Source organism: Virgisporangium aliadipatigenens (assembly GCF_016863615.1).
GTDB lineage: Bacteria > Actinomycetota > Actinomycetes > Mycobacteriales > Micromonosporaceae > Virgisporangium > Virgisporangium aliadipatigenens.
The window spans coordinates 115,919-142,059 of record NZ_BOPF01000030.1 but is presented as its reverse complement, the minus strand read 5'-3'; the positions used below and the strand labels follow the sequence as shown (position 1 = coordinate 142,059).

The 26,141-nt window shown below is 67.3% G+C and carries 24 protein-coding genes and 1 pseudogene; 20 read left to right on the top strand and 5 right to left on the bottom strand.

What is annotated here, in order from left to right; all coding sequences use genetic code 11:
* Nucleotides 1-239 (bottom strand): annotated as a pseudogene (locus tag Val02_RS33360) (HD domain-containing protein); the annotation flags it as partial.
* A 746-nt stretch (nucleotides 240-985) separates the two neighbouring features.
* Here Val02_RS33360 and Val02_RS33355 point away from each other — a divergent pair.
* The 3 genes from Val02_RS33355 (at nucleotide 986) to Val02_RS33345 (ending at nucleotide 3,771) form a co-directional block, all read left to right on the top strand.
* Nucleotides 986-1,147: a hypothetical protein gene (locus tag Val02_RS33355; RefSeq protein ID WP_203903250.1), complete on the top strand. Its 162-nt coding sequence runs from the start codon at nucleotides 986-988 to the stop codon at nucleotides 1,145-1,147.
* Between the two features lie 36 nt (nucleotides 1,148-1,183).
* Nucleotides 1,184-1,489: a hypothetical protein gene (locus tag Val02_RS33350; RefSeq protein ID WP_203903249.1), complete on the top strand. Its 306-nt coding sequence runs from the start codon at nucleotides 1,184-1,186 to the stop codon at nucleotides 1,487-1,489.
* A gap of 341 nt (nucleotides 1,490-1,830) precedes the next feature.
* Nucleotides 1,831-3,771, top strand: a complete 1,941-nt coding sequence (locus Val02_RS33345) for an AAA family ATPase (RefSeq protein WP_203903248.1) — start codon at nucleotides 1,831-1,833, stop codon at nucleotides 3,769-3,771.
* 1,440 nt (nucleotides 3,772-5,211) lie between these two features.
* On the opposite strand, the gene Val02_RS33340 is transcribed toward Val02_RS33345, so the two are convergent.
* Nucleotides 5,212-5,883, bottom strand: coding sequence for a hypothetical protein (locus Val02_RS33340; protein ID WP_203903247.1), 672 nt, complete (start codon nucleotides 5,881-5,883; stop codon nucleotides 5,212-5,214).
* Nucleotides 5,880-6,173 carry a PadR family transcriptional regulator gene (locus Val02_RS48740; protein ID WP_203903246.1) on the bottom strand — a complete coding sequence of 98 codons (294 nt, stop codon included), beginning with the start codon at nucleotides 6,171-6,173 and terminating at the stop codon, nucleotides 5,880-5,882. Before Val02_RS48740 ends, Val02_RS33340 begins: the two co-directional genes overlap by 4 nt.
* A gap of 1,191 nt (nucleotides 6,174-7,364) precedes the next feature.
* Here Val02_RS48740 and Val02_RS33330 point away from each other — a divergent pair.
* On the top strand, nucleotides 7,365-8,387 hold the full coding sequence (locus Val02_RS33330; protein WP_203903245.1) for an NAD-dependent epimerase/dehydratase family protein: 1,023 nt from the start codon (nucleotides 7,365-7,367) through the stop codon (nucleotides 8,385-8,387).
* Here the strand turns inward: Val02_RS33330 and Val02_RS33325 are convergent.
* On the bottom strand, nucleotides 8,296-9,681 hold the full coding sequence (locus tag Val02_RS33325; protein ID WP_203903244.1) for an NsdA family TPR-like regulatory protein: 1,386 nt from the start codon (nucleotides 9,679-9,681) through the stop codon (nucleotides 8,296-8,298). The two genes, Val02_RS33330 and Val02_RS33325, sit on opposite strands and share 92 nt — an antisense overlap.
* Before the next feature lie 215 nt (nucleotides 9,682-9,896).
* Here Val02_RS33325 and Val02_RS33320 point away from each other — a divergent pair, with 215 nt between their 5' ends.
* From Val02_RS33320 to Val02_RS33255, 15 genes are all read left to right on the top strand, one after another.
* Nucleotides 9,897-10,544 carry a GOLPH3/VPS74 family protein gene (locus Val02_RS33320; protein ID WP_203903243.1) on the top strand — a complete coding sequence of 216 codons (648 nt, stop codon included), beginning with the start codon at nucleotides 9,897-9,899 and terminating at the stop codon, nucleotides 10,542-10,544.
* Nucleotides 10,545-10,592: 48 nt separating this feature from the next.
* Nucleotides 10,593-12,098 carry an APC family permease gene (locus Val02_RS33315; protein ID WP_203903242.1) on the top strand — a complete coding sequence of 502 codons (1,506 nt, stop codon included), beginning with the start codon at nucleotides 10,593-10,595 and terminating at the stop codon, nucleotides 12,096-12,098.
* Nucleotides 12,099-12,707: a GNAT family N-acetyltransferase gene (locus Val02_RS33310; RefSeq protein ID WP_203903241.1), complete on the top strand. Its 609-nt coding sequence runs from the start codon at nucleotides 12,099-12,101 to the stop codon at nucleotides 12,705-12,707.
* Nucleotides 12,708-12,926 (top strand): helix-turn-helix domain-containing protein, encoded by a 219-nt coding sequence (locus Val02_RS33305; RefSeq protein WP_203903240.1) that lies wholly within the window; start codon nucleotides 12,708-12,710, stop codon nucleotides 12,924-12,926.
* A 96-nt stretch (nucleotides 12,927-13,022) separates the two neighbouring features.
* Nucleotides 13,023-13,952, top strand: coding sequence for a S1 family peptidase (locus Val02_RS33300; protein WP_203903239.1), 930 nt, complete (start codon nucleotides 13,023-13,025; stop codon nucleotides 13,950-13,952).
* 82 nt (nucleotides 13,953-14,034) lie between these two features.
* Nucleotides 14,035-14,835 (top strand): nucleoside/nucleotide kinase family protein, encoded by an 801-nt coding sequence (locus tag Val02_RS33295; protein WP_203903238.1) that lies wholly within the window; start codon nucleotides 14,035-14,037, stop codon nucleotides 14,833-14,835.
* A gap of 11 nt (nucleotides 14,836-14,846) precedes the next feature.
* The gene (locus Val02_RS33290; RefSeq protein WP_203903237.1) at nucleotides 14,847-16,022 is read left to right on the top strand and encodes a radical SAM/SPASM domain-containing protein; all 1,176 of its coding nucleotides are present in this window, start codon (nucleotides 14,847-14,849) and stop codon (nucleotides 16,020-16,022) included.
* 55 nt (nucleotides 16,023-16,077) lie between these two features.
* The gene (locus Val02_RS33285; RefSeq protein ID WP_203903236.1) at nucleotides 16,078-16,521 is read left to right on the top strand and encodes an NUDIX hydrolase; all 444 of its coding nucleotides are present in this window, start codon (nucleotides 16,078-16,080) and stop codon (nucleotides 16,519-16,521) included.
* A gap of 59 nt (nucleotides 16,522-16,580) precedes the next feature.
* Nucleotides 16,581-18,074 carry a carbohydrate kinase family protein gene (locus Val02_RS33280; protein WP_203903235.1) on the top strand — a complete coding sequence of 498 codons (1,494 nt, stop codon included), beginning with the start codon at nucleotides 16,581-16,583 and terminating at the stop codon, nucleotides 18,072-18,074.
* Between the two features lie 178 nt (nucleotides 18,075-18,252).
* Nucleotides 18,253-18,912 (top strand): hypothetical protein, encoded by a 660-nt coding sequence (locus Val02_RS33275; protein WP_203903234.1) that lies wholly within the window; start codon nucleotides 18,253-18,255, stop codon nucleotides 18,910-18,912.
* 213 nt (nucleotides 18,913-19,125) lie between these two features.
* The gene (locus tag Val02_RS47730) at nucleotides 19,126-20,091 is read left to right on the top strand and encodes a DddA-like double-stranded DNA deaminase toxin (RefSeq protein ID WP_239153521.1); all 966 of its coding nucleotides are present in this window, start codon (nucleotides 19,126-19,128) and stop codon (nucleotides 20,089-20,091) included.
* Nucleotides 20,078-20,296 (top strand): hypothetical protein, encoded by a 219-nt coding sequence (locus Val02_RS47725; RefSeq protein ID WP_239153520.1) that lies wholly within the window; start codon nucleotides 20,078-20,080, stop codon nucleotides 20,294-20,296. Before Val02_RS47730 ends, Val02_RS47725 begins: the two co-directional genes overlap by 14 nt.
* Nucleotides 20,297-20,575: 279 nt before the next feature.
* Nucleotides 20,576-20,860: a hypothetical protein gene (locus tag Val02_RS33265; protein ID WP_203903233.1), complete on the top strand. Its 285-nt coding sequence runs from the start codon at nucleotides 20,576-20,578 to the stop codon at nucleotides 20,858-20,860.
* Between the two features lie 92 nt (nucleotides 20,861-20,952).
* The gene (locus Val02_RS33260) at nucleotides 20,953-23,004 is read left to right on the top strand and encodes an Hsp70 family protein (RefSeq protein ID WP_203903232.1); all 2,052 of its coding nucleotides are present in this window, start codon (nucleotides 20,953-20,955) and stop codon (nucleotides 23,002-23,004) included.
* Nucleotides 23,001-25,133 (top strand): AfsR/SARP family transcriptional regulator, encoded by a 2,133-nt coding sequence (locus Val02_RS33255; RefSeq protein ID WP_203903231.1) that lies wholly within the window; start codon nucleotides 23,001-23,003, stop codon nucleotides 25,131-25,133. The genes Val02_RS33260 and Val02_RS33255 overlap by 4 nt, the downstream gene beginning before the upstream one ends.
* Nucleotides 25,134-25,210: 77 nt before the next feature.
* Here Val02_RS33255 and Val02_RS33250 read toward each other — a convergent pair whose 3' ends face one another.
* The gene (locus Val02_RS33250) at nucleotides 25,211-25,504 is read right to left on the bottom strand and encodes a hypothetical protein (protein WP_203903230.1); all 294 of its coding nucleotides are present in this window, start codon (nucleotides 25,502-25,504) and stop codon (nucleotides 25,211-25,213) included.
* A 104-nt stretch (nucleotides 25,505-25,608) separates the two neighbouring features.
* Here Val02_RS33250 and Val02_RS33245 point away from each other — a divergent pair, with 104 nt between their 5' ends.
* Nucleotides 25,609-25,845, top strand: a complete 237-nt coding sequence (locus Val02_RS33245) for a winged helix-turn-helix domain-containing protein (protein WP_203903229.1) — start codon at nucleotides 25,609-25,611, stop codon at nucleotides 25,843-25,845.
* The last annotated feature ends 296 nt before the right edge of the window (nucleotides 25,846-26,141 follow it).

The following is a 26,141-nucleotide window of genomic DNA, read 5'->3' as shown; positions in this document are numbered from 1 at the left end:
AGGTCAGCAGCAACCAGGACATCCATCACCGGACCGTCCTCGAGCGGAAACACCTCAAGATCAGCCACGAGACCTCTCTCCGCGGCCTCGAACCGCGCACCGGAATGATGCGCAACCAGCGCGACAAGCCGAGCCGGGAAGCCGACGCGCTGAAGGTAACGCGCTCCATCGAGCGGGTGAAACCCGGTCGCCACCAACTCCCCTGCGTAACCAATATCGTGTAACCACGCTGCGGCCACCGCCAGTTCGTGGTCCGCTTGGTCAGTGAAGGCTGCGCAGAGCACCGCGCTCGCTCGGCGACCGCACGAACATGGGCCCACCGATCTACCAGATCAGGCACATCGAGATGCCGTTGGGCTACCGCTCTGGCTCGGCTGACAAGGTCATCCATGGCCGAACGGTACCGACGTTTGAGGGACACTGATCCACGTTGCCGACAAGGTGCACCAGTACCGCGCGTACGCCAGCCCAACCGAGTGCGCAGCGAGAAACCACCGTGCTATGTGCGAAACCGAACGCCGGGAGCCGAACGGACTGCTGCCTGTAGCGGTCTAGACCTCTGCCTCGGGTAGCCCTGAACGGCCTTCCACTTGGTCAGGCATCCAGATTTGAGCCGACGACACACGTACCGAACCGCACGACTTCTAGATTGTCATTGATCCTCAGCTTCGTTCTTCAGCTGCACAAACGTCGGCGCGAGATGGCCATCGCAGGTAGCCAATGGTCAACGCTTGGCAGTGGTTTTCGGGGGGTAAACGGGGACGGCGTGCCGGCCGTATCGGTGCTGTCAGTGCGCGGGGCGTTCCGCGCAGGACGGTGCCCTGCCAGGGACGCCACAAACGTCTGCGCCACGTCGGTCGCTACTGTCGTGGCCGCGACGCTTCCGGATGCGCAGCCACGACGCCACAACTTGGGCGTCGAGCTGCCGTAGACGTCGCTGCTCATCGAGGTCAACAGGCGTCGCCCGCAAGCGATCGCGCTCCCGATGGTGGTGACGAGGGGCAAGACGCTGGATGAGGCGGCCAACCTGTCGCCGGCGGCCCAGGAGGAACTGATGGACCGGTACGCCGTTACACGGCTCGGGCGGCAGGAGCTCGACGCGGAGTTGTTGAGGGACGTCGAGGGCGCACTGTGGCGGCTGGAGTAGATCGAAGCTGGCCGGGTAGAGGCTGCGCCGGAGTTGGTGGGCACGGTGGTGGCGGTCGATCCGGCGGACACGGTGTCGGAGACGTCGGATGAGACGGGGATCGTCGTTGCGGGTCGCGGCGTCGATGGCGAGGACTATGTCCTGGCGGACCGTTCGGCGAAGGTCGCCGGTGTGGCAGCGGCGCGGCGCGTGTGGACGGCGTACGCGGATTACGACGCGGACGAGGTGGTGTACGAGGGGTTGAACAACTGGGTCCGGAACGTCTTGGAAGAGATGCTGCCGGCCGTCGATCCACCGCTACGGGTCGTGCTGGTGAAGAAAGTTCAAGCGTCTGCGGGCTGAGCCGGTCGAGGCTCGCTTCGAGCAGGCACCGCCGCGGGTCCCCACGTCGGGGGCGTTCCCGCGATTGGAGGCTCAGCGGACCGAGTGGACGCCGGAGTCGGGCGACTCTCCCGACCGGCTTGATGCGCTGGAGCACGCGGTTTTGCGGCTTCGTACTCGGAGACTGGTGAGGCTCGGGTTGCGTCGCCGCTTGCAACGGCAGGTGCAGGTCGCCGTATACCGTTTGCCCTCAGGTATAGGGAGTAGTGCATCGATGCGTGCCCGGAATGTGGAGGCGCCCTCCGATCGACCAGGCCTAAGATGACTCCGCTGCGCTTGCCGATGGTCTAGGAGACCTACTCATGTCTCGCCTCGTCCAGGTTAGAATCAACAACTTTCGCGCTTTTAAGAACGCTACGTTCAATGTACCTAAGAGCGGCCTCTTGTTGGTTACCGGCCAGAATAACGCGGGCAAGAGCGCCTTGTTGTCCGCTCTCGATGTTATCGCGGGCCAGGATGTCGCTGGCGCCGTCCGCTTCGCCGGCACACAAGAGACACCCAAGGTGAACGCACGGTTCCTGCTCGACAGTCAGGAGAGGGCGGCAATCATTGGCCCTCACGAGCAAGCTCAGGCTTGGCTTGACCGTGGCGCGGCGAGCTGGGTCGAATGGAGATTCGAAGCATCCGACTCGGACCTTCAAGCGACAAAGGTTCTCCTGCACTGGCCCTCGGTCAATCCTATCGAACTGGGGCGCCTTGAGCGCAACGGGCCGATGTACAAAATCTTTGGTTTCCGGAAGCCACTACTATCTGGATCTGACGGCCCAGGAACACCCCTTGAAATGATCTTGGAGTCTTCCGGAACGGCCGATTCCGTTCTTGAGAACGGCTTCAACAACGAAAGACTAAAGCCTGCGTCGGACATCCTGCATGAATGGCGGTCCAGCTTCTTTCATTTTCGACCATTTCGGCAGACGCTTGCGCGCAACACACCGTGGTCATCAGCCAAGCGACTCAATCCTGATGGCTCCAATCTCGCAGAGGTCCTCTTGCACTTGAGGTCCAACGCGCCCGCAAAGTGGGACGAAGTTGTTCGCGTCATGAAGGAAATCGTTCCCGGCGTTGGAATGCTCATGCTGCCCGCAGAAGAAACCAGGTTTGAAATTGCATTTGCTGATGAATATGTGGCGGAATTCAAGCACAACATAAAAGACCTAGGTACCGGCGTCGAGCAGATCTTAATGGCCTTGACAGCCGGAGTCGCCGACAACATGCAGATGGTCGTGCTTGAGGAGCCTGAGAATGGACTCAATCCTCTGGCGCAACGTGGCCTTTTGGCGCTGCTGCAGGACTGGTCGGCGGACGGTCGCACCTTCGCCATTTCGACCCACTCGCCCGTGATGCTCGATTGGAGCAGCGCGGCCGTCCTTGCGGTTACCAGGGACGGCCCGTCGTCAAACGTCCGAACCGTGGATGACGATCGAGTCGCGGTGCTCCATGACCTTGGTGTTCGGCGTAGCGACTATCTTTCGGCCGAACGCATTTTGATCCTAGAGGGGGTAACTGACGAGAAGATCGTGAGCATCTGGTTTCCGGAGGTCATCCGAAATCCTAAGGTTGCAGTCATTGCCGGCGGAGGGGGCGGTTCGGCCGCACATGCTGACATACTTGCGACGTGGCTTGACCATGCCGACTCACTTGGCGGACGAAAGGTTCTTTTTCTGCGAGACCGAGACGAACTCTCGGATGCCCAAATTGCTAAACTCGAACGTTCCAAGATCGTCTCGGTCCTTCCGTGCCGCGAAATCGAAAACCTGCTTTTCGATTTCGGAGCAATTGCGCGTGTCTTGACTCGATTGACCGAGTCCGAGGTAAGCGAGACCAGCGTCCGGACCAGCGCATATGAGATGGCAAGCAAGCTTAAGCAGACTGTCATTCTGAAGCGCGTAGCTTTTGATCTCGGGATCCACCGTCACGTGGACAATGAGCTGCGGGCCGAGCTCGCGTCACGCGATCTTGGGAGAAGCGAATTCACCGCCGAAATTGTCGGCCGACTTCCAACCAAGGAGTCAATTACGCACCGAATTAACGAGCGGTGGGACGAGCACTCCGGGACGATCGGGGCTACGTGGGATGACGAGTGGACCATGCTGGCTCCGGGTGATGAGGTACTCACTCTGATTTGGAAAAAGTTCGCTCAGCGCAGTTACAGCAAATCTGGAGACGGCCAGCGCATCGCGCGAGAAATGGGCGCTCCTCCCGAGATTCTGGCCCGAATCATTCGAGACTTCATGGCTCCTTAGGTCGGACCCTCCAGGAGGGGGCGGCTGGCGGGGCAGTCCGGGAACGCGAAAGGTTGGCTACATAAGGATCCATCGCTCTCCAGAATGTGTGCTGCCCACCTTCGACTGCACATGGGGGCACGACAGCCACGGTTCCGCGCACGGCCGGCTGTTGGGTGCGGCGACGAAGGATGCTGACTAATCGTCAGAGTCTCCGAATGGCAGGCTGATCAACAGTGCGGGTGGAGCCACCTGACCGTCGATCTTGACGACGATGTTCAGCCCGGTTTCCAAGATTGCGCGGATGTCAGCGTGGTCTTGGGACGCCGCTGTCGCTATGAGGTCATCGCCGGCGTACACGGCGAGAGGTGCTGGGGCCGGCTCACCCCGCACCGGTTCGATCGTGAACCCCCGGTCCAGCGGCGCTATGCTGCCGAATTTCGCCACGCTCAGCCGCTGGCCACATCAGTGCCAGCACATACGCGACCCGTTCCTGCCGTAGTGATCCGGTCGAACGAAGCAGGGCCCGTCCCCGACTGGAGGACTGGCCCTGATCATATGCTCTGGTGGTCGGGGCTGAATCTGAACCGACGGCCTCCTGATCCCGACCCTCATCAGCTCTTGTCGCTGGTTGTCATCGGGGACCTCTTCTTGCCGTCAGTGACGATGTTGAGTTCGTCATTGATTGTCAAACCTTGCCATTGACCTGCGGATACGTGCCCTTAGGGTTGCTGCGGTCTGTCACCAATTGTTGATCGTTGCGGTGGGTTTTCGGGGGTAACGGGGCATCATTCGGTGCCCCGGTGCCCGGTGCCCGGTGCCGAGCGGCAGGGCAGGCTCGGCAGCGCACCCCTATTGGCTGCACGCAGATCGCGTCCGACCAGCCGGCAGATCCCCGGATGCTCGTTGCGACCCAGGACTGCGGCACGGCGAGGCTCGGCGCGCCGTTGCCCTGCTGTTCGCTGTCCCGCCGGGTGAATCTGAGTTCCGGCTGCCGAAGTAGCCGGGTGCTTTGGGCACGGCGGCCAGGTTACTGTTACGAGGGCTTTGCCGCGGGCGCGTCTCTCGCCTACGTGGGCCAGGACCTCGGGGACCTGGCCGAGGGTGAAGATGCGGTCGATGTGGACGGCGAGGTCACCCGCTGGATGCGGATCGCACATCCGCGCCTGGCTGGGCTTCAACGGCCTGCTGGAAGCGGGTGAGCGCTCACGAGCAGCTGGCCCCAGCGCTGATGGCCGAAGGCGAGGGAATGCGGCCATGACCCCACGCTGGTCCCCAGCGAGGAGGTCTGGCCAGCAACCGGGCGGGCCGGGCCGGTGGACGTACTCAGCGTCACCAGGGTCTTCGCGAGCTCGGCATCCCCGCCCGACCGCTGCGGGCCGCCGTTTGCCTGTCGGTGCTCCCCGCATCTCTGGGCCCATAGCAGCGACAGCCGTCAACCAATCCACCTTCGGACGGGCATTAGTCCGCGACTCCCTCGGTTTCGCGTTTCATCACTTTGCTGCACCTGTCCTGCAACAAGCATCCGATGAACGCGAGACCGGAGAATGCGTTCTGCCAGACCCCCACTAAGGCCGCCAGCGACAGCGGATCGGGCAGCCTTTCGGCGCCGACACACCGCCAAGCGAACATGGCCGTTGCGAGGCCGGAAAGCGTAAGAAGCGCCCTAGTGTTCGTCAAACTCCAGATGGTGGTGCGAAGGGAAGCGAACACGACCGACCTGGCTGCTCGCCGAAAGGCGGGGAGGAGAGATCGGCATAGCCAGCCTGTGGTATCCGCCAACCGGAACACCGCAACGGCGCGGGCGCAACTCAGGATGTACCGAAATCGTGCGAAGCCCGCAATTTCATTGATATCGGCCGGCCACTCCTCACACAGGTTGACTCGTCCCGGTCCTGCCCATGTGGCCAGTTCGCCGACGATGGCAACCGACGCTTCTTGTCCCGCGTCCATCCTGTCGGTCACCGAGTCGACCACCAGCGATAGAGGGATGCCGCCCAATGCGCCCAGTCCGGTACTTACGGCGGCAATCGCCGGATGCGACGAACAGGCACTACCAACAGAGGATCCCCACACGGCGCAACACGCGACGAGCGCTCCGCAATAGACATGCTTTCGTGTCTTCTGATTCACGGTGCCCATCCGAAGGAAGTGGACCGGCGGGCGCCGTTCGTCGCGCGGACAGATGTCGCGTGCGCTTCCGCCAACTCCAAGCGCCCGTCGCGCGTGAGTTCGTAGTACCTTCTCCGCGGGCGTCCAGACGGCGCCTCCGTCTCTCGGTAGCCCCGCACAAAACCCTCGCGTTCCAGCCGTTCCAGGATCGGGTAAACCGAGCCGGGGCCGAGGTTCGTCAGTTGGCAGATCCGACGGCCCCACAGCCTGTCCTCGACTCCGGCCTTCGCAAGTAGGGTCAGCACCTTCATGGTGGCCGTTGTGCGCCGCACGCGCTCCTCCTGGATGCTCGCAGATTTCGTTCTCGATCTACGCAACCCCCGAAACGGGCATTGGTTACGAAGTGCGCCAAATCCGTAATGTGATGTACGTCACTAAAACTCGCCCGAGTTGCTGTTGTGTCGTTTGCCCCACCGTGGAAACGAGCCGAAGCCTGCATACAGCCAAGAAACCAATTGTATTTGTTGCCTTCTGTGCCTTTTTTCTATTAACGGCTGGGCTAATCGCAGCTATTGCCTGGCCGCAAGAATCAAAATCTTCAACTACTTCGGAGTCAGGTCAGGCCACCCAGTCGGCGGCGCCGGCGGATTCCAATACACCCAGATCTCCTACTCCGGGTCAGCGGGCCTCGACTGCCGGTCCAACCCCCACCACGTCCTCGGCGTCCGACGTCCATAGGCCGTCGCGGAGTCCGAAGGGGTTTGCCAATGTGCCGTCCGGTGAGCCGGTTACTCTCACGGTCGACGTCACCGGTGCTCCGCCGGCCCTACGCCTTCGCACCACGGGTATTGGCGCAGAGGTCAATTTGACGATTCTCGTCGACGGCAGGATCTGTACGCTCCCGACGAGGCCTGAAACATGGTCGGAGGTGGATCTGACGCCATGCCTCGGCCCTCATACGGAGGAAACCGCTGAAGTAGAAGTGCGGCTTCCCGGCGTGGAAACTAAGAAATTCCGTGTCGACGTCGCGGGTCTCCTGAAGAGCCTCGGACTGGAAGCGCTGTGGGGATAGCAGGACCGTTATGCAAGGCGGGCGAACTGATCGTGGGTTTATGGCCCCGAAACCCTCGTCGGTCGCGAGGTAGCCCATCTCGGCGTCACGATAAGGCCGGATTATCGTGCGACGCGGGAGGTGTCGCACGCGGTGCTAACGCCGCCCGATGGAGCACCGCCTATTGTTACGCGGCGCACGGGTGACGGCCCCGGAACCGCTCAATCCGAATGCGGTACCGGATTTCGCCAGCTCGTAAACTGTCCTGGGCTGGCGTCGGTCGTCCAGCCGGACCTCGCATTCAAGGCCGGCGCCGACCCCATGTCCAAGAATGATACCGGTCTGGGTGGGTTCGGCCGGGATCGTACGGGCTCGTCGAGTCCAGAACGCGGAAGCACTCTCGCATCGGTGGCGATAGCGTCTAGACGTGGCAGCTGGCCAGAATCGACAGATGCGGATGCTCATCCTGGGCGGTGGCTGGTTCGTCGGCCGTGCCGTGGTCGTTACTGCTGAAGCTGCCGACCATCAGGTCACGGTTTTCAATCGTGGCCGGTCGGCACCGCCTTCGCGGATCGTAACGCGGGTATCGGGCGACCGTACTGATCCTGCCGACCTGGCTCGGCTGGCCGAACATGGACCATGGGACGTGGTCATCGATGTGCACGGTGTAGTGCCGCGACACGTCGGCGCCGCCGCAGCAGCACTCCGCGATGCGGCCGAGCGGTACGTGCTGGTTTCGACGGTCAGCGTCTATCGGGACTGGCCGCGCGAACCTGTGCACGAAGGCTCCCCGTTGCATCCCGCGGATCCTGACGCCGATCCGGGCGAATGGACATGGGGAACGGGTGTGTACGGGCCGCTAAAGTCCGGCGCCGAGGCAGCCGCTGCGCGGGTCTATTCGCCGGAGCGGCTAGTGGTGGTCCGACCGGGGGTAATCCTCGGGCCGGGCGAATATGGGAACCGGCTGACCTGGTGGCTACGCCGCTCTGCCTCTGGTGGCAAGATCCTTGCACCCGGATCCCCGGATGACTTCTTGCGCCCGGTAGATGTGCGCGACCTTGCTGACTTCGTGCTCCGCCTCGTCGAGCGAGAGGCGTACGGGGTCTACAACGTCGCAGGTCCGGCCGACCGTGACACGTGGGGCGACCTTCTCGACGCCTGCCTGACGGCAACCGGGACAACAGCGCCAGTGGAATGGGTCGACGGCCAGTGGCTTGCTGCGCAGGGCGTGCGGCAATGGGTGGAACTGCCGATGTGGCGCACCGCGCCCGGCACATGGGCCATCGACACCACCCGGGCGCAGCGCGCCGGACTCACCTGCCGGCCGCTCGCCGAAACCGTCACCGACACCTGGGCGTGGCTGGCCTCCGGTGGACAGCCGGTCACGACGGATCGACAGGCACTCCATGGCCTGGACTCGGATTGGGAGCGGCAACTGTTGGACCGCTGGGAAGCGCGGCAAGCGGCGCGCTAATCAGCGCGCCAGCGGTCCAGTCATCAACAGCCTCGGTCAGCTCCCGACCGACCCGCACCTGCCGAAACGGCGGTGCGGCAACTACCCGACGTAGCGCTTTCAGCCGCCCAGTCAACCGGGCAGTGCGGCGCGCAGGGTCCAATTGCAACGCCGGACCGAGCGCTGCGGCGGCGCCATCGAGGTCGCCCTGTTGAGCGCGGGCGGTGGCCAGGTCGATCAGTGCGCCGTGGTGGACCGCCCAGCGTCGCTGCATCGCCGGCGTCTGCTGGTACAGGTGCAGCGCCTCGCCGGAGTAGCGCGCTGCCTGGGCGCCGTCGCCGATTCCCAGGTAAACCGCTCCGGCGCACAACGCCAGCCGCGCAGCCGAGAAGCCGAACTCCCCGCCGACACTGTCCGCCATTTCATCGACCCCGGCGTCGCGCTCACGCGCGTCGACGGCTAGCCGGAGCGCGACCACAGCCCGATCCGCGCCGCCCGGCAACAAAGTCCAGGCCCGAGCGGTGATTGCGTGCAGCCGCACCGCCGCCGATCCCGTGGCGAAACGCAAGCCGTTCTCGGCAAACCGTAGACCCTCCGTTGGCCGGCCGGACCAAAAAGCGATGGTCGCCTGCACGCTGCGTACCCAGGCCCGGAGGGTGCCGTGATCGCACAGTTGCGCATAGGTCCATGCTGCGGCGGCCAGTTCGTCGGCGGCGTCGGCGTCACCGAGGTCCCAGGCAGTCGTAGCCGCCAGCCCGCACACCTGCCCGGCAATCATGTACAGCTCGGCCAGATCGCTTGGCCGGCGAGTCACCGCCAACAGCCGATACGCCCCGTCTCGTACCTCCACCAGGTCGTGGAGCAGCTCAACCGGCCGCGTGGTCGCGTACTCACGCGCCAAACGACGTACCTGTAGATGCAGCGCCTCGATGCTGACCGGGTCGACCACGCTGGACGCGGCGACTCCGGAATGCTGACGGGCCTTCAAGGCGGCGCGGCGGGTCAGCGGCCCGTCGTCGACGGCCGGCGTTGGTACAGGGGTCGGTGCCGGTGCCGGCTTGGATGGAACCGCCTGACTCAGCAGTATCGCGATTGGATGACCGAAGAGCCGCTCCGCCACCCGACACGCTGGGCCGCGCGGCACGTGCACCTCGCCGGAGAGCCACCGGTCAAGCTGTCGCAGGCTCAACCCGTAGTCGCGAACCCGCATTTCCCGTGCCTTGCGCGCGAGCTGGACCAAGGTTTCCTCGCGGCTCCAATGCCGGCGCTGCATCTCCCGCTCAAGCACCGTGCCCGACTCTGGCTGCTTCAGCATCACGTCTCCTCTTGGACGGCGCAATCACCGTATGCCTGACGGCTCGGCGACTGAATAAGGGGCAGGCAGGCGGCAGCCCAACGGCGCGCTAACGGCATGGTCCCGTCAATCGACGCAGCGAATGGTGTAGCTCACCGGCCGTTACCGGCCGCAACGTGAGGAGGGACCAATGCTGACCCCGCTCTCGACAGTCGTCGCGTTAGCGAGGTCGCGCGGTGCTGCTGGCTGATGAGCTGTTCCTCGTAGCGTGTCCGGACCGATCGGGTCGTGTTCGGGTTCATCCGCGGGCGCTTGGGTTTGGTTTGGCTGGGGCGCTGTTGGCCGAGTTGGTGTTGTTCGGCAACGTCAAGGTGGCGCACGGCGCGGTGTTGGTCGTGGACGAGTACCCGCCGACCGATTCGTTGGCACATCGGGTGTTGGACCTGTTGGTGAGTCAGTCACAGCACCGGGATGTGGCGACGTGGCTTGAGTTCCTGGGCACGAGCGCGGTTGCTGATGTCGGTCAGCGGTTGCAGCGTCATGGGCTGGCCCGCGAGGTCACGTATCGGCGGCTTCTTGCCACTCGCAAGGTATGGCTGCCGACGGACAGCGAGGAGGCGCTGGCGCCGGGACTGCGGTTGGCATACCGGCTATCGCGACCCCCGCCGGCCGACGGCGCTGTGGTGCTGTCGTTCCCGGACTCGATGCTGGCCTGCCTGGTGGACCTGTTGGGCCTGGCGGGGCACGTGTTCTGGAATCCGGACTGGCGCCCCGCCGCCCGCGCCCACCTCGACCGCACCCGCGGTGCGCTTCCGACCGATCTGGCGGAGTTGTACGACGCCGTCGACCGCGCAGTCCACGGGCGCGTGGGCGTCTCGCACTAACCGCCTTCTCGTAATTCTCTTCCCCTCGACTGCACTTTGGAGTCCCTTATGTCCTCGATTGCCGTGGCGGCGGCACGCCCTGATGTGGTGGCGCAGACGCTCGCCCGTAACCGGCTCGGCGTGTGGGCGGTGGTGTTCTTCGTGATGTCAGCGGCGGCGCCGTTCACCGTCGTGGCCGGGGTCGTTACGACCGGGTGGGCGGTGACCGGCATCATCGCGCTGTCGGTGGCGTTCCTGGTCATCGGCGTGGTGCTGGCCCTGTTCTCGGTCGGCTACGTGGCGATGGCCCGCCGGATCGAGCACACAGGGGCCTTCTACGCCTACATCGCCCGTGGTCTCGGCCGCCCTGCCGGGGTTGGTGCGGCGTGGGTGGCGCTGCTGTCCTACAACGCGCTTCAGGTCGGCCTGTACGGGGCGGTCGGTGCGGCAGCCGCACCGGTCATCCTGCTCGTCACTGACGTTCCCGTTCCGTGGTACCTCGTCGCGTTCCTGTCGTGGGCGCTCGTCGCCGTCCTCGGCATCCTGCAAGTGGATCTCAACGGCAAGATCCTGGCCGGGCTGCTGGTGGCCGAGATCGCGGTCATCTGTGTGTTCGACGTTGCGAACCTGCTGCACCCGTTCGACCGCGTGATGTCGTTTGCGGCGTTGAACCCTGCGGCGATGGCGGACCCCGGTGTCGGGGCGATGCTCGTGTTGGCGATGTTGGGCTTCGTTGGGTTCGAGTCGGCGGTGGTCTACTCCGAGGAGTCCCGGGACCCGAAGCGCACGGTGCCGGTGGCGACGTACCTGACGCTCGGGATCCTGTCGGGCCTGTATGCGGTGTCGTCGTGGGCGATCACCGTCGTTGTCGGCCCGGCCAACGTCGTCCAGGCCGCGACGGACAAAGAAGTCGGTCTTATCTTCGAACTGGCGGCTACGCACCTGGGCGGGACGGTGGCGGCGATCGGGTCGGTGCTGTTCCTGACCTCGGTCCTCGCGGCGATGATCTCCTTCCACAACACGACCGGCCGCTACATCTACGCCCTCGGCCGCGAAGGCGTCCTGCCCAAGCTGTTCGGGAAGGTGTGGCAGAAGACCAACGCGCCGATCTCCGGCTCGATCGCACAGAGCGTCCTCGGCCTGGCGGTGATCATTACCTACGCCGCGATGGGCTGGGATCCGCTGGTGCAGCTCTTCTTCTGGTGCGGCACCAGCGGCGGCGTCGGCGTCCTGCTGCTCATCACGGCCACGTCGCTCGCGGTCATCTCATTCTTCCTCCGCGAGCGGGACGAGGAGAACGTGTGGCAGTGGTTGTTCGCGCCGGTGCTGTCCTGCGCCGCGCTGCTGGTCGTGTCGGCGTGCGCGATCACGAACCTGGACGTTCTGCTCGATGTGTCGGGGCCGCTGCGGTGGACACCGGCCGTCGCGTACGGCGGCCTCGCGGTGTTCGGCATCGTCGTCGGGCTCGCGTTCAAGGTCTGGCGGCCCGAGGTCTACGAACGCATCGGCGCCGGCGCGAAGGCCACGCTTCACTCGGCCGGGTCTGCGGTCGCTTCGCATCGGCTGGTGGCGTAGATGACCTCGTACACGATCACGCCGGCTCAACCGGCGGCGGCCGGCACGGTCGCACGCAGGATCGCCAAGGCGTTCTGCGGCCTGGAGGTGGCCGAGTGGCTGGTGCCCAACGACGAGGAGTTGCGCGAGGCGACGCTGACGGCGCAGTTCCGGATGTTCGTCGAGCAAGCCTTCACCTACGGCGAGGTGTCGACAGCGCTCGCCGGCCGTGGCGCATCGGTGTGGATGTACCGCGATCAGCCGCTCCCGCCGATCGAGGACTACGACGAGCGCCTGAAGGTGATCTGCGGCCCGCACGTGGACCGGTTCCGGGCGCTGGATGAGGCGTTCGCCAAGCACCACCCGGACGAGCCGCATCACCACCTGGCGTTCCTCGCGGTCGAGGTGAGCGTGCGCGGCGGCGGGGTCGGCTCGGCCCTGCTCGAACACCACCTGCGCCAGCTCGACGAGGACGAAATGCCGGCCTATCTGGAGGCGTCCGACACGCGCTCCCGGGAGCTGTATCTGCGGTACGGCTTTCGGGACCACGGGCCGCGGCTGACGTTGCCCGATCGCGGTCCGGTCATGTTTCCGATGTGGCGTGATCCTGAGCCGCTGGCGGCGGTGTAGATGCCTGCGCCGGAGCACGGGTACCTCATCGTCGGCGCCGAACGCGCCGCGTTGACCCGCGCGTGCCTCGATCTCTACCACGGTAAGACGCTGTCGATCCGGCAGACCGGTAGACGCCTCGGCCACAACTACGGCCTGGTCCGGCGGCTGATCAAAGCCTCCGGAACGCCGCTTCGCCCGCGCGGTATGCCACCCGGCGGTCACCGCACCGTCGCCTAACCCCTGATCTTCGGCCGGGGCGATGGCCGCCTCCGGCGATTCCTCGGCCGATGGCACCACCCCATTCCCCTCAACCCCGTTTCCGGAAGGAATCGAGTGTTCATCACAAGCACCTGGCGGTGGACGATGGCGTTCTCCGCGCTCGCGACCGCCGCCGCGCTCACCGCGTTCGTGCCCACGTCGGGTACGGCATACGCGGCCACGCCCGACGGGGACGTGTCGGTCGACGTCGTCGGCGGACACGTGGCCACTGAGCCCTACCCGGCGATGGCATCCCTCCAGATCGCCACCCCGGACAACCCGCACCAGCACATCTGCGGCGCCACCCTCGTGTCGCGGCAGTGGGCGGTCACCAACGCCCACTGCGTCACCGCACCCAGCGGCGCGGTCATGCCGCCGCAGATGATCCACCTGCGCATCGGCTCGCACGACCGCACCACCGCCGGGGAGTACGTCGGCGTGACGGCGGTGCTGCCGCACGCGGAATGGGACTGGGCAACCGGCACCAACCGGGTCGCCGACATCGCCATGATCCGCCTTGACCGCTACGTGCAGCTCCAACAGATCGAGATCGCCACCCGGCTCCAGCGCGGCCGGGCAGTGGCCCGGGTCCTCGGGTTCGGCACCACCGAGCCGGCCGGCGACGGCGACCTGCCCACGATGCTGCAGGAACTCGACACCCGGCTCGTGCCGGACGGCCGGTGCACGGCCGGCGGGATCAGCGAGGGCGAGATCTGCGTCAACAACGTCCACGGCACCGACGGCATCTGCTACGGCGACAGCGGCGGCCCCGTCATGCAGCGCACCCAGGGCCGCTGGCAGCTCATCGGCGGCGCGTCACGGGGCACGACCGACGACGGCTGCGGCACCGGCCCGGCGATCTTCACCGACACGACCTACTACCGCACCTGGATGTTCGACGTGATGCGCACCGGCAAGGTCCCCCCGGCCGCACCCGGCGCCGCACCGGCTCCACCGTCGACCGCGACGGCGGCGACCCGGAGTTGGCACGGCCTGGCCGCATAGCCACCACCCCAGGGGTGCCCGCCGTTGTGACCGGCCAAGTCCGGCGGGCACCCCGCCCCGGCACACCGCATAGGAGACCGAGATGCGATCACCAGTAGGCGACCACCAGTCCTTGACCGGCACGCCGGCCGCGCGGCCTTTACTACCACGCCCGCGGCTGTTCGGCGAGCTGCCGACCGCGTTTGTCGCCCTGATCGGTCCGCCAGCGGTCGGCAAAAGCACGGTGGCTGCCGCACTCGCCGAGGAGGTCGGCGCGACGACGTTCCGGCTGCGGGAGTTCGCCCAGCAGTCCCGCATCGCGGGGCTGTTGGCGGCGGAGTTGTTCGCCACGACGGATCCGTTGGGCTGGTTCCCGGACGGCACGGTGGATGCGTTGCTGCGCGCGGCGTTCCTTTACGGGCGGTTCCCCGCCGAGGGCGTGATCGTGCTGGAAAGCTTTCCCGGCAACGCCGTGCAGCTGCATCTGCTGCACGACATTGGCCGGTTGCGGGGTGCGCCGCTGATGGTGGTCGAGCTGGATGCCGCGCCGGAGGTCGTGATGACCCGCGCCCGCGCCCGACGGGTCTGCCCGACCTGCGAGCCGGACCCGACCGGTGATCCGCACGCGCCCGCCGCGGCCGACCCCGATGCCCCCGAGCGCTGTGGACGCTGCGACGGTGCTCTGGCACGCCGGTGCAGTGACCGTCTCGACGTGATCCCGGCCCGGTTCGGACGTTACCGGCACCGCCTCGACGCGATCCGCACCTGCGCCACCCAGCTCGACATGCCGTACCGGCGCATCCACGCCTCCGCCGACCGCGCAGCAGTGGCATCAGCGGTGCGCAGCGAGATCGCATCGATCCCCGGAATCCGCACCGCCGCGGTTCCCTCGTCCATCCGATAGGAGGCCGTGCGATGGTCGCTGTCCCGTTGCCCACGCCGACGCTGTCGCCCACCATGCCCAGCCAGGGACCCACAGCAGGCGATCGGTACGGCCATGCCCGACTGCCCGCCGGCGCGCACACCGCTGAGCCGGCGCGGGTGGAGAAGATCCCGTACGGGCGGTTCCGCAACGTCTACCTGTACATCACCGAGCGATGCCAGTTGCGGTGCACACACTGCTACATGGGCGACCGGCTCGACCGGGCGTTGAAGATGCCGTTCGACCAGGTCGCTGCGACGTTGGAGACGTGGCGGTTGATGGGCGGGTCGAAGCTGACCATCCTCGGCGGCGAGCCGACCCTGCACCCCGACTACGTGAAGATCATCCCTCATGCGGGTGCGCTCGGCTTCGAGCACGTCATCACGACCAGCAACGGCCTCGAAACGGCGATCCGCAAATTCCGGCAGATGCAACCGAGCGACTTCGCCTACGTGCAGATCAGCCTCGACGGCGGCTGCGCCGACAGCCACAACAGCATCCGCGGACCGGACACCTTCGCCGAGGCGCTGCGCAACATCGGTGAGCTGACGAGTCGCGGTTTCGACACCCGGATCATCTGCACCGTCAACCGGCGCAACGCCCCCGACGCGATGCGGCTGCTGAACCTGGCCGACGACCTCGGCGTGAGCCTGGTGAAGTTCCACGTGTTCAGCACCATCGGCGCCGGCACCGCCGCCGAGGACATCGCCATGCCACCCGGCGAGTGGATCGCCTTCTACGAGGAGCTGGAACGCGTCGCGCCACAGCACCGCACCCGAGTGTGGTACCAGCCGACCTACGCCCGCCGCGAGCGGATCGCCGACTACGCCGCCCAGGGCTACCGCGGCTGTATCGGGCGGACCCTCGACCGGATCAGCATCTTCCCGGACGGGCGAGCGTACGTGTGCTCGTACCTGTTCGACACCGACCTGCACTTCGCGAACATGATCGACGGCCAGGTCGTGCTCAACAAGGGCGACAACGAGTTCGACCTGTTCACCCGCGTCATCGCCCGGTCCAGTTGCGGCGGCTGCAAAGCCCCGACCGGATGCGCCGGGGGCTGCCCCGCGGAGGAACTGGTCATGGGTGCCGCGTCGTGCGCCGCCGAGCCGGACATCGTGCCGGTGTGCCGGCTGTGGAAAGCCGACGTCCCCACCGGGGCCGCGTGAGCGTGCGCGCCGTTGAATGCAGCGTCAGCACCCCGAACCTGAGATGAGGAACCGAATGCCGAATCAGCGTGCCCAGGTCGACGTCCACCTGATCCTGCGCCGAGGCGATGAGATCCTGCTCGGCCTACGCAAAGGCACCGGCTGGGCCGACGGGCACTGGCACCTGCCCTCCGGCCACGGCGAGGACGGCGAACCGGCCACCGCCGCCACCGCCCGCGAAGCCGTCGAAGAGCTGGGCATCACCGTCGACCCGGCCGATCTGCGGCTGGTGCACGTGGTGCACCACCACACCGACTCGGCGCGGCTCGCGTTCTTCTTCGAAACCAGCCGCTGGTCCGGCGAGCCGGTCAACGCCGAGCCGCACAAATGCGCCGACCTGGCCTGGTTCCCGCTCGCCGCGCTGCCGACACCGACGATCCCGTATGCCCGCCACGCGCTCGACCTCTACCCGAAGGGTGAGACGTACTCCGAACTCGGCTGGCCGGAACCAGCGTCATGAGCAGCGACCGGCTCGACCTCGTCTGCTTCTCCTACCTCGCCGACGCGCAGGTCTACCACGTGCCGGCCTACCCGCCCGTCGGCAGCGGCGCCGTCATCGTTGCGGCCGCCGGGTCGATGGCCGGTGACGGGCCGCTCGTCGCGAGCGTCGGCGCTGGGCTCGGCCTGCGCACCGGGCTTGTCGCCAACCCGGTCGGGACCGACACGGCCGGGCGGCGTGTCCTCGACCAACTCGCTATCGCCGGGATCCGCCACGAGATTCCAGCGGTGGCCGAGCGCCGCACGCCGCAGCTCACGGTCATTGCCGGCGACGACGGCACCCGCACCTGGTTCGCCTCACTCCACCACGCCGCCGACGACCTGCTCCAGGTCGACCTGCACCTGCTCACCCAGGCCCGGTGCGTCTATATCGACTGCTACCGCGCCATCATCACCGCGGCGCGTCGAACCATCCGTGCGGCGGGGCAGGTGCCGCTGCTGCTCAACCTCGGCGGAGACCCGCTCACCGACGACATCGCCGCCGCGAGCGCAGGCGGCGACATCCTCGCAGTGCAAACCAACCTCGACGAAGCCAAGGCCACTGCGGCACCCGGCCTGGCCAATGAGCTGTACCTGCGGCTGCGGACCGACACGGCGATCGTCACCGTCGGCCGGCTCGGCGCCGTCGCCCGCACCTCCACCGGCACGCACCACATCGCCGCACCAGCCGCGGTCGTCGGACACACCCACGGCGCCGGCGCCGCGTTCTCGGCCGGCTACGTCCACGCCATCCTCACCGGCGCCGCACCCACACAGGCCGTCGAGGCCGGATGCCGCATCGGCACCGCTACTGCGCTGGCCCGGCGGCTGGCGTCCCGAACCGCCTGCCCGCCGAGTTCGTCACTACCTGAAACGGAGGACCCGATGGTCGAAGCCCTGTTCGCGGACGTCACCGCCGTCGACTGGCACAACCTCGCGGCCGTCGCCGCCACCACCGACAAGCTCCTCACTGCCCTCGACGAGGACCGCGCGACCCTGGCCACCCTCACCGACCGCGCGCTGAACGACCCGCACCTGCTGGCGCTGTGCGAGCACTACGACATCCTCGACAAGATCGTCCTGCACGACGACCCCAGCGGATGGCGGCTATGCCTGCACGTCTTCCTGCCCGGCTATTTCGACCGGCCCCACAACCACCGCTGGACCTACGCCAGCCGCATCCTGTCCGGCAGCTACACCCACACCCTCTACGGCACTGACGAACACCTCGGCGACACCATCAACCCCGCCGACCTCACACCACGGATGATCCGCACCGAAGAGCCCGGCGACACCTACACCCTGCACCACAGCATGATCCACTCCGTGGAAGCCGAGCCCTACACCGTCTCCCTCATCGTTCGCGGACCCGCCGTCAAAGACCGCTTCGTGGTCACCGACCGCCACACCGGCAAAGCGTGGTGGCAATACGGCGCCGCGAACGAAGACCCTGCCGACGCCGCCCGCAAACGCATGAACCCGCAGCAGGCATCCGCATGCGTGCAACGACTCCACCAACACGGGGTCCTCCGGTAACTCGCCCCGTACGAACGGTTCGTCAGCGGTCTTCCGCACCCCTTTTCAGACTTCCTCGCTCGATGCCCGATCGGCGGGGAGGAGCGCGCCTGTGCGCGCTGCGGTGACGGGCAACCATCGTTCATGCCCCGGGATGCCTGTCACCGCACCTCAACTGCGGACCTGAACGGAGGAACCCATGCCGGCGCCGACACCACGCCACGGGAAGCGATCCCGCCCGACGCCTCCCCAGCGAGGCGAGAAGTCGCGGTTCGCGGGAATCCTGCCCAACGAACCGCTGGTACGGGATGCGCTCGCCCTCGCGCAGTCGTGGTCCATCGACATCCACCTCGACGGCAGCCCCGCGCTCGGTCACGTCATCCAGCTCGCGTCCGTGTTGCGTAAGCACGTTGACCGGCTCCCGCCGTACCTGATCGTCGTGGCGCTCCTGCATGACGCCGCACGCCTCGTAGGCGACTTCGACGAGTTCACCAACGAACTCGAAGGACATTTCGGGGAAGACACCATGCGGATCCTGCGGGAGCTGCGCGACGAGCACACCGACGGCCGCCCGGTCGGACCCGAACTGCTGTATGCGCATCTTGGCACCCTGTTCGTGAGCGCAGCCGACCAGATCCTCACTCTCGGCACCGTTCTGCAGAAGGGTGCGCGGATTCGGGACAAGGGCGGTGACCCGACGACCGCGTGGCGCGACAGACCCGATCTCGCCCAGCGGATGTGCAACTACGAACGCTTCGCCGCCGTCGTTTCGCCGTACCTGGAGCCGAGGCTCGGCGATCTACTGACGTACACCACTGGCCGCGCCAAAGCCGAGGCCGCGCTGTTTCTGCCGGGATAGTCCGAACGTCCCCGGAGCGCATCGGCCTGCAGGGCGATCCCCTGACCGCGCTCGGGACGGTGTCAGCGCCACGGCCTCGGTGCTGGCACTGGCGGCGCGACCTCAACATGGACCGGAGTTGCGCCGTACCTTCCCGTGCTGCCGGCATATTGCCGGCGGCGACGGGCGGTACCTACGCTGCGCCCACGTCGAGCGTCCACCTGTGGGGAGCCGATGTCGCTGACGGACGTTGACGATGGCCTGGAGGCGATGGGGACCGGCCTGCGGCGGGCTACGGAGATTTCTGCTGCCGCGGACCGCGTTGCGGGCGACGTCGCAGCACGCATGGCCCGCGCTGGCTTCACGGGGATCGCGCAGGCGATGAGCCGGGTCCGGCAAGGCGTCGGCGACGTACGCGGACATCTCATTCCAGTGATCGCCGCTGTTGGCAACATCCGCGAGACGGTGACAGCCGCGCCGCAGCAGCCGACCCCGCAGCAGACGATCGACGTCCTCTCCCCGACCGTCGAACCGTTGCGCGAGCTCCACCTCGGCATCGGGCGCGCCCTCGGGCGGCTCCGCGAGGTACAGCAGCTCGCCGCCGCGACCCTGCGCGGCGGGCAGCCCGGCCCGATGCTGGCCCAGCTCCAAGGTATACGAACCGTCGTTCAGGCGGTCGGCGAACGGTGTACCGTCGTGCAGCAGCTCGTCGCCGACGCGCTCGAGGAAGCGCGCGCAGCCGGCGGCTCATCCAGCGGTGGGAACCCCGACGCCGAGCCGGTCGTGTTCGTGCGTCCCCGGCCGGACCGCACAGCGATCGAGCGGATGCTGCCGCACGTCGGCCGCGGCGTTGCCGCCGGCCAGCTGTATGACATGGACGGCAACCCGCTGACGCCGATCGTCGGCCCCGGCGACACCGGCGCGCATGGGGACCTGGTCGAGCCGTACCGGTCGATGAAGTTCACCTGGCACGTGGAGTCCAACGCCACCGCCTACATGCGCCGCCACGGAATCCGCCAGGCCGTGATCTACACCAACATGAAGCCGTGTCCCGGCGACGACGGATGCGACGAGAACGTCGAAGCGACGCTGCCGGTCGGCTCGCGGCTGACGGTGTTTCAGGTACTGCCCAACAGCACCGTGCGAGTATGGGACTACCCAGGAACAGGCGAAGGACTAGCCACCGATGACCCACGTTGACGAGTACCCGGTCCAAGCAGACCCGGCAACGCTGGCTGACCTCCACCGGCAGCTCGACGTCCTCGGGACCAAAGCGCTGACCGCCTACGCACGCTCGCTGGGCATTGACGCACCAGACGAGCGTGCCGGGTGGAGTGTCGTGCTGGAGTACGACGCCGACCTGAATGAGCGCGGCCTGTTCTGGGTCGGCCCGGACCACGAGTAGCGCCCGGTGCTTCACGCGCGCCAAAACTATGGGCTGTGGCGGACGCAGGGGACCGATGCGGCCCACCTTTTCGGAGTCGGCAAGAGCTCTTCCGTAGCCAAATGCTGATCGCCGGCCTGCCAGCGAGCGCGACCTGAATGTGCCAACGAGAAGCCTCGCACCGGCGAAGAGTGCCGCCGGGTCGCCGCCATGGCAATCAGTCGAGCACGAGTAAGTGACCGCTTCAACACAGCGTGTCGGTCTTGACCTGCTAGAACAAGTGTTCGATACGGTGTGTGGGTGGAGACGCGGGAACATTGGTGGAACGGGTTGTGGGGCACGGGTAGCCGTCGGGATGTGTGGTTGCGGTACAACCCGGCGGGGTTGTGGGAGATCGAGGCGAGGCGCGCCGGCCGCTCGTCGTTGGGCGAGTTCGCCACCGAGGTCGAGGCCCGCGACACGCTGGCTCAACTCGTCACCGGCGAGGGCTGGCGCCGCCTCGACGAGCTGACACAGACACAGAACCCTGGCGGTCGATCGAGCCAGCCACGCTCGAGCGTCACGTTCGGCGGCAGCCATCCATAGACAGCACGAGTTGTCGAGCTGCCGACTTCGACCGAAACGCTTCGAGATCAACTGATGCCTTCGGGTAGTTGATGGTGGTAGGACTGTTTGTCGTGGCGGCGGAGATCCGGATAGGTATCGATGTAGGCGCCTCGTCGGTCGTGGCGGTGGGCGCCTTAGCTGACGGCAGTTGCACTCCGCTTGCTGTCGATGGCGGTGCGGTGACGCCGTCCGGGGTGTTCGTGAATCCGGGTGGCGAGTTGGTGCCGGGCGTGGCCGGGTTGGAGCGGGCGCTGCGATTGCCGGCCTTGTACGTGGAAGCGCCGTTGCGGCGGCTTGGCGACGGTGTGCTTGTCGTGGGTGAGCGGCGGGTGGAGGCGGTGGATCTGGTCGCGGCGGTGCTGCGGCCGGTGTGCGAGGCGGCTACGGCGCGGTGGGGCCGGCCGGGTGAGGTGTCGGTGGTGACGCCGGCGGGGTGGGGACCGGCCCGGCGGCTGTTGTTGCGTCAGGCCGCTCACCGGGCGGGTTTGGCCGGTGCGGAGCTGGTTGAGGCGCCGGTCGCGATCGCACGCCGGGTTGCCGGAGCGGATCCCCGCGGGTTCGGTGTAGGCCGGTGGATCGTGGTGGTGGACGTCGGCGCCGGGTGTGAGGTGAGTGTGGTCCGCCGTAACACGGCGGGATTTGAGGTGGTCGCGACGATGGCCGCCGATGCCGGTGGCGATCGGATCGATGCGGTGTTGGCGGCGCGGTTATTGCCGGTCCTCAACGAGCCTGCGGTGGAGGACGGGTATCGGCGGCGACTGGTGGCCGCGGTGCGCTCGGGCAAGGAGCAGCTCGGTACTGACGCGGCGGTGAAGGTGGTGTTGCCGGGCGCGAGCCCGCCGCTGGTGGTGCCGGACTGGGTGGTGCGTGAGGTGAGCGAGCCGGTCTTCGCCGAGATCGCTGCTCTGGTCCGCTCGGTGATCGAGGTGGCGCAGGTGCCTGCGGAAACCGGCGGCGGCGTGTGGCTGGCCGGCGGCGGCGCGCTGTTGGCGCGCGTTGAGGTGCTGCTCGGCGAGGCGACCGGGCTGGTGGTGCGCACGGTGGCGAACCCGGTTCTCGCCGCCGCCTGCGGCGGCGCCTCCCCATTCCCGACAGCGACAGCCACAGCGACAGCGGCGGTATCGACCGCGTCCGCGCCGGTTGTCGATGCTGTGCCGCGGAAGCAGCCGGTTGACGCCGCTGAGGGTGGCGCAGTTGTTGCGGCGTCGGCCACCGAACAGGTCGGCGAGGGCAGCGGCGAGCAGGGTGCGTCGGTGGACGTGGCGGTGCGGGTGTTTCGCCGGTTGGTGTTGGACCCGGTGGTGTGGACCGGCCCGCCGGTGGCACGAAGCCTGGCGTGCCTGGTGCCATTCGTGGGTGCGTTGGCGCTGTGGTGGCACGCGTCGGCGACCGGCTATGTCGAGGGCACCGTCGACGTCGGCGACCATCGCTACATGGTCATCAACTGGGGTGAGCTGGCGATGGCCTGCGCCCTGATGACGTTGTCGCTCATTTCCCTCTCAGCGGTCTTCACCGCCGCCGCCAGGACCAGTCGCGGGGAGACCGCACCCGAGCAGGCGGTCGACACCCCGACCCGATTCGGCGGCACGGTAGCGGCCTCCGCCGTCTGCGCAGTCTTGATCGCCGCGTGCGGCGCCGTCCTCAACTTCCTGGTCTTCGGCATCGAGTTGACGAACTTTCTGGTCTGGTCGATCGGCCCGACGCTGCCCTTCGCTATCGGTGCGCTCCTGGCTGCCGGGCTGATCTCCACCCGCCGTCTGCACCCCCCTGCCGGTGGATGGCATCCACGTCTGGCACCGCCGACCTACTCGATCATCGCGGCCACTGCCGGGATGCTGCTCATGCAGTACTCCCACACGCTTTTTGCCCCCGGTGAGGATGCCACCCGGATGGCGGTACGCCTCGGTGGTGGGATCCTGCTCGGCGCGGCGACCGCGTTGATCGTGCCCGCCAGCCCTCTCACCCGGGCAATGTTGGCGATTCCGGCGCTCGCCTTCGGCACCGTCGCCGCCGTTAAACCGAGCCTGTTGGCGTGCGTGTGGATCGGCACCGCCACCGCATGGTGGGCACGCCGCGTCTGGTCGATATCCCGGCTCCCCACAACGACACCAGCACAGCCGTGACACCGCCGCGTACCAACCCGCCGCACGTCCCACGCGGCATCCTCGCGTGGGCGAAACGGTCGGCGTCCGTCGCCTTGGACGTGACGCTCACGGCCGCCGTGCTCATCGGGATCCCGGCGCTGCTGTGGTGGTGGGGCGGCTGGCCGCCCTGGCCCACCACACTCCCGACCACCGACGAACTCCTCAAGTGGACCTCAGCCCTGCCACGCCTTCCGGCCGAAGCCCGCTACTTCGGTGCCCGGATCATCGCGTGCGCAGTGTGGCTCCTCTGGCTCCTCATCGTCATACGGGCCGCCAGCATCACGCTCGTTGCGGCAGCACGGCTCGGCCGCCGACTTGCCCGCCGCCCCCGCCCCGCGATGCCGCGTCTTCTCCCAGGCGGGCCAACGCAGGTGATCGCGGGCGGGATGGTCGGCGCCGTCGCGGTCGGCCTCACCACCGCAACCACCCCACCAGGCCCGGACATAGCCCTCGCGGCCGTGCCACCCACACCGGACACCGACACCACACCAACAACCCCGCAGCCCCCGGCCCCGGCGGTGGTCCCGCCCGCCGTCACAGCCGAACCGGTATCGGCGGTCGGACTGTCGTTGCCGGACGGCAGCTGGCTCGACGGGCACCTCACCGACACCCTGACCGCCGCCGTCACCGCCCGATGGATCCACCGCCGACGCCTCTACCGCCCCGGCACCATCACCACCACCCGCACCGACCCCGACCTTGCCCCCGTACCCCCACCGATCGCCGCGATCCTGCGCGCCGCCGCACCAACCCCACCCGGTGAAGATCCGTCCGAAAGCCGCGACACGACACCGTCGCCGGTCCTCACACCACCTCCCGGAATGCTGTGCTGGACCGGCCCAGGCGCCGACGCCGCACTCCGCGCCGCCGTCGCCGCCACCCTCCTTACCCCCACCGGCGGAACCGTGTGGTGCACCACCACCACATGGGAACGCCTCTTCGGCACCGCTGCGCACAGCGGCCTGGCCCGGCTCCGCCTGGCCGTCGACGCCGCCCGGCTGCTCGACGACTATGAGCAGCACCTCCTCAACCGCATTCCCGAACCCGCCGCCTCCACCCGCACGCTGGTCCTGATCGAACCGCCGTCCAGCACCGACCTGCCCCGCTGGAGATTCGCGGCAGCGGTCGCCGCGCACCTGCACACCACCACCCTCATGCTCGGCCCGGCACCAGATGAGGAAACGCCGACCTGGCACATCGACACCGACGGCACCACCACCGGCGGACGCCTCAGCGTCCTCACCCCGCCAACCGGCCACGCCACCGTCGCCCTCGCCCACGACCCGACCACAAGCCCCGAACCGCGCAGCCCCGCCAAGGAGACCGCGACCGGCAACTCTGCGCACTCCATGGCCGACAACGGCTCGCGGCCGGCGCTTCGCCTGCGCGTGCTCGGCGACACGGTCCTCTACGACCGCCACGGTGGGATGACCGAAATCCCGATCCAACGCCGCGCCGCCGTCGAAGTCCTCGTCCTCCTCGCCGTCCACAAGCACGGCCTGACCACCGGCGAGCTGCTGGCCGCGATGTGGCCCGACGTCCGGACGCACTCGGCGTACCGGCGGCTGCAAACCACCCTCAGCTCACTGCGCACCGCGCTACGCCCCTACGCCGCCGACGCGCTCGACCGCACCGGCGACCGGTACCGCCTCCACCCCACCCACCTCGACGTCGACCTGTGGACGTACGAGCACCTGCGCTCCCGCGCCGCCACCGCCGCAGACACTGAACAACGCCAGGAAGCCCTACGCGCGCTCACCGATCTGTACGCCGACGAACTCGCCGCCGGCGCCGACTGGCCGTGGCTCACACCGCACCGGGAAGCAACCAGGCGCACCACGATCGACGCCTACCTGCACCTCGCCGACGCGGCCACCGATCACGGCGCCACTCTGGACCTGCTGCGGCAGGCGCTCGACGTCGACCCGCTGAACGAGAGCGTCCACCGCCGCATCATGAAACACCACGCCGACGGCGCCGACCTCGACGCCGCAGCCCACACCTACCGGCACCTCACGCAGCAGCTCGCCGCCTACGGAATAGCGCCCGACGACGAAACCGTCCGCCTGGCCGAGCACCTTCTTACAACGCGCAGCCCGAACCCGTGACCACCGCTGCGCTCCAGCGGGAACCACCCCGAGCAATGAAAGAGTCGATCCGCCACGGTATGCCCTGGGACTGTCGCTCAGCGGCGCAATCCGGCCCGCACCATGCCGACCGCTATCCGGCCGCCGCACACCAGCTGTGCCAGCGCCGCAACGACGCAGACCGCAGCCACCACGATCGCAACGCAGGCCATCAACAAGCCGCCCGTCGGCGTGCGCGGTTCCTGCCAGAGCAGCAACGCGGCCCACACCAGCAGCGGGCACGCCGCGCCGTGCACCACCCCGGCGGCCAGGAGTCGGCTTCCCCGCAACCACAACGGCTCTTCCCGGTCAGCACTCACCGAGGCCATGTCGTGACCGGTGCTGCGGGACATGGTCAACACCGTAGACCTCAGGTATCGCCCCCGGTGCTTCAACACCGCCCGACTGATCAGCGCCCGGGCAACACCAGCGTTACCTGGAGGCGTAGGTTGTGCCCATGGCAGTTGATTGGCGGTCCGGAGCGCCGGGATACCGGCAGGTCATCGACGACATCGTCGATCAGATCAAGGCCGGAAAGCTTCGGCCAGGCGACAAACTTCCATCAACACGCGAACTCACCGCCCACTACGGCGTCTCGGAAACGGTCATCCGCATGGCCATGGTCGAGCTCAAAGCCCGCCAGTTCCTCATCGGCCAGAAAGGCAAAGGCGTGTACGTCGCCACACTCGACTAGGACACGCGCGGCAAATCTAGGATCGACGATGATCGCATCCGCCCCGATCGGGACATGACACGCTCACTGCGCGCCCGAGGGAGCCAGTTCACTTCGCGATCACAGCTACGCGATCGCCCCCTCCATGCCCGACAGATCGACTCCTAGCTCGACCCTAGCCGCGGCAAGGAACGGCTCCCGACCTTCGGTTAGGTAACTCCAAACCGACTTGCCCTGCGGAACTCGGCCGTACGTAGCTTCCGACATGTGCCACGCGTACGTTCTGGCGGCATCACGTACCGGTTCCGTCGACACAA

Bases quoted from the DNA above. Each gene is read 5' to 3' on its own strand.
- Val02_RS47725 (WP_239153520.1), top strand. From the start codon at position 20,078: ATGACCCACGTTGACGAGTACCCGGTCCAAGCAGACCCGGCAACGCTG.
- Val02_RS33275 (WP_203903234.1), top strand. From the start codon at position 18,253: ATGCCGGCGCCGACACCACGCCACGGGAAGCGATCCCGCCCGACGCCT.
- Val02_RS33325 (WP_203903244.1), bottom strand. From the start codon at position 9,681: ATGCTGAAGCAGCCAGAGTCGGGCACGGTGCTTGAGCGGGAGATGCAG.
- Val02_RS33305 (WP_203903240.1), top strand. From the start codon at position 12,708: ATGCCTGCGCCGGAGCACGGGTACCTCATCGTCGGCGCCGAACGCGCC.
- Val02_RS33330 (WP_203903245.1), top strand. From the start codon at position 7,365: ATGCGGATGCTCATCCTGGGCGGTGGCTGGTTCGTCGGCCGTGCCGTG.
- Val02_RS48740 (WP_203903246.1), bottom strand. From the start codon at position 6,173: ATGAAGGTGCTGACCCTACTTGCGAAGGCCGGAGTCGAGGACAGGCTG.
- Val02_RS33355 (WP_203903250.1), top strand. From the start codon at position 986: ATGGTGGTGACGAGGGGCAAGACGCTGGATGAGGCGGCCAACCTGTCG.
- Val02_RS33310 (WP_203903241.1), top strand. From the start codon at position 12,099: ATGACCTCGTACACGATCACGCCGGCTCAACCGGCGGCGGCCGGCACG.
- Val02_RS33295 (WP_203903238.1), top strand. From the start codon at position 14,035: ATGCGATCACCAGTAGGCGACCACCAGTCCTTGACCGGCACGCCGGCC.
- Val02_RS33290 (WP_203903237.1), top strand. From the start codon at position 14,847: ATGGTCGCTGTCCCGTTGCCCACGCCGACGCTGTCGCCCACCATGCCC.
- Val02_RS33345 (WP_203903248.1), top strand. From the start codon at position 1,831: ATGTCTCGCCTCGTCCAGGTTAGAATCAACAACTTTCGCGCTTTTAAG.
- Val02_RS33250 (WP_203903230.1), bottom strand. From the start codon at position 25,504: ATGTCCCGCAGCACCGGTCACGACATGGCCTCGGTGAGTGCTGACCGG.
- Val02_RS47730 (WP_239153521.1), top strand. From the start codon at position 19,126: ATGTCGCTGACGGACGTTGACGATGGCCTGGAGGCGATGGGGACCGGC.
- Val02_RS33315 (WP_203903242.1), top strand. From the start codon at position 10,593: ATGTCCTCGATTGCCGTGGCGGCGGCACGCCCTGATGTGGTGGCGCAG.
- Val02_RS33285 (WP_203903236.1), top strand. From the start codon at position 16,078: ATGCCGAATCAGCGTGCCCAGGTCGACGTCCACCTGATCCTGCGCCGA.
- Val02_RS33245 (WP_203903229.1), top strand. From the start codon at position 25,609: ATGGCAGTTGATTGGCGGTCCGGAGCGCCGGGATACCGGCAGGTCATC.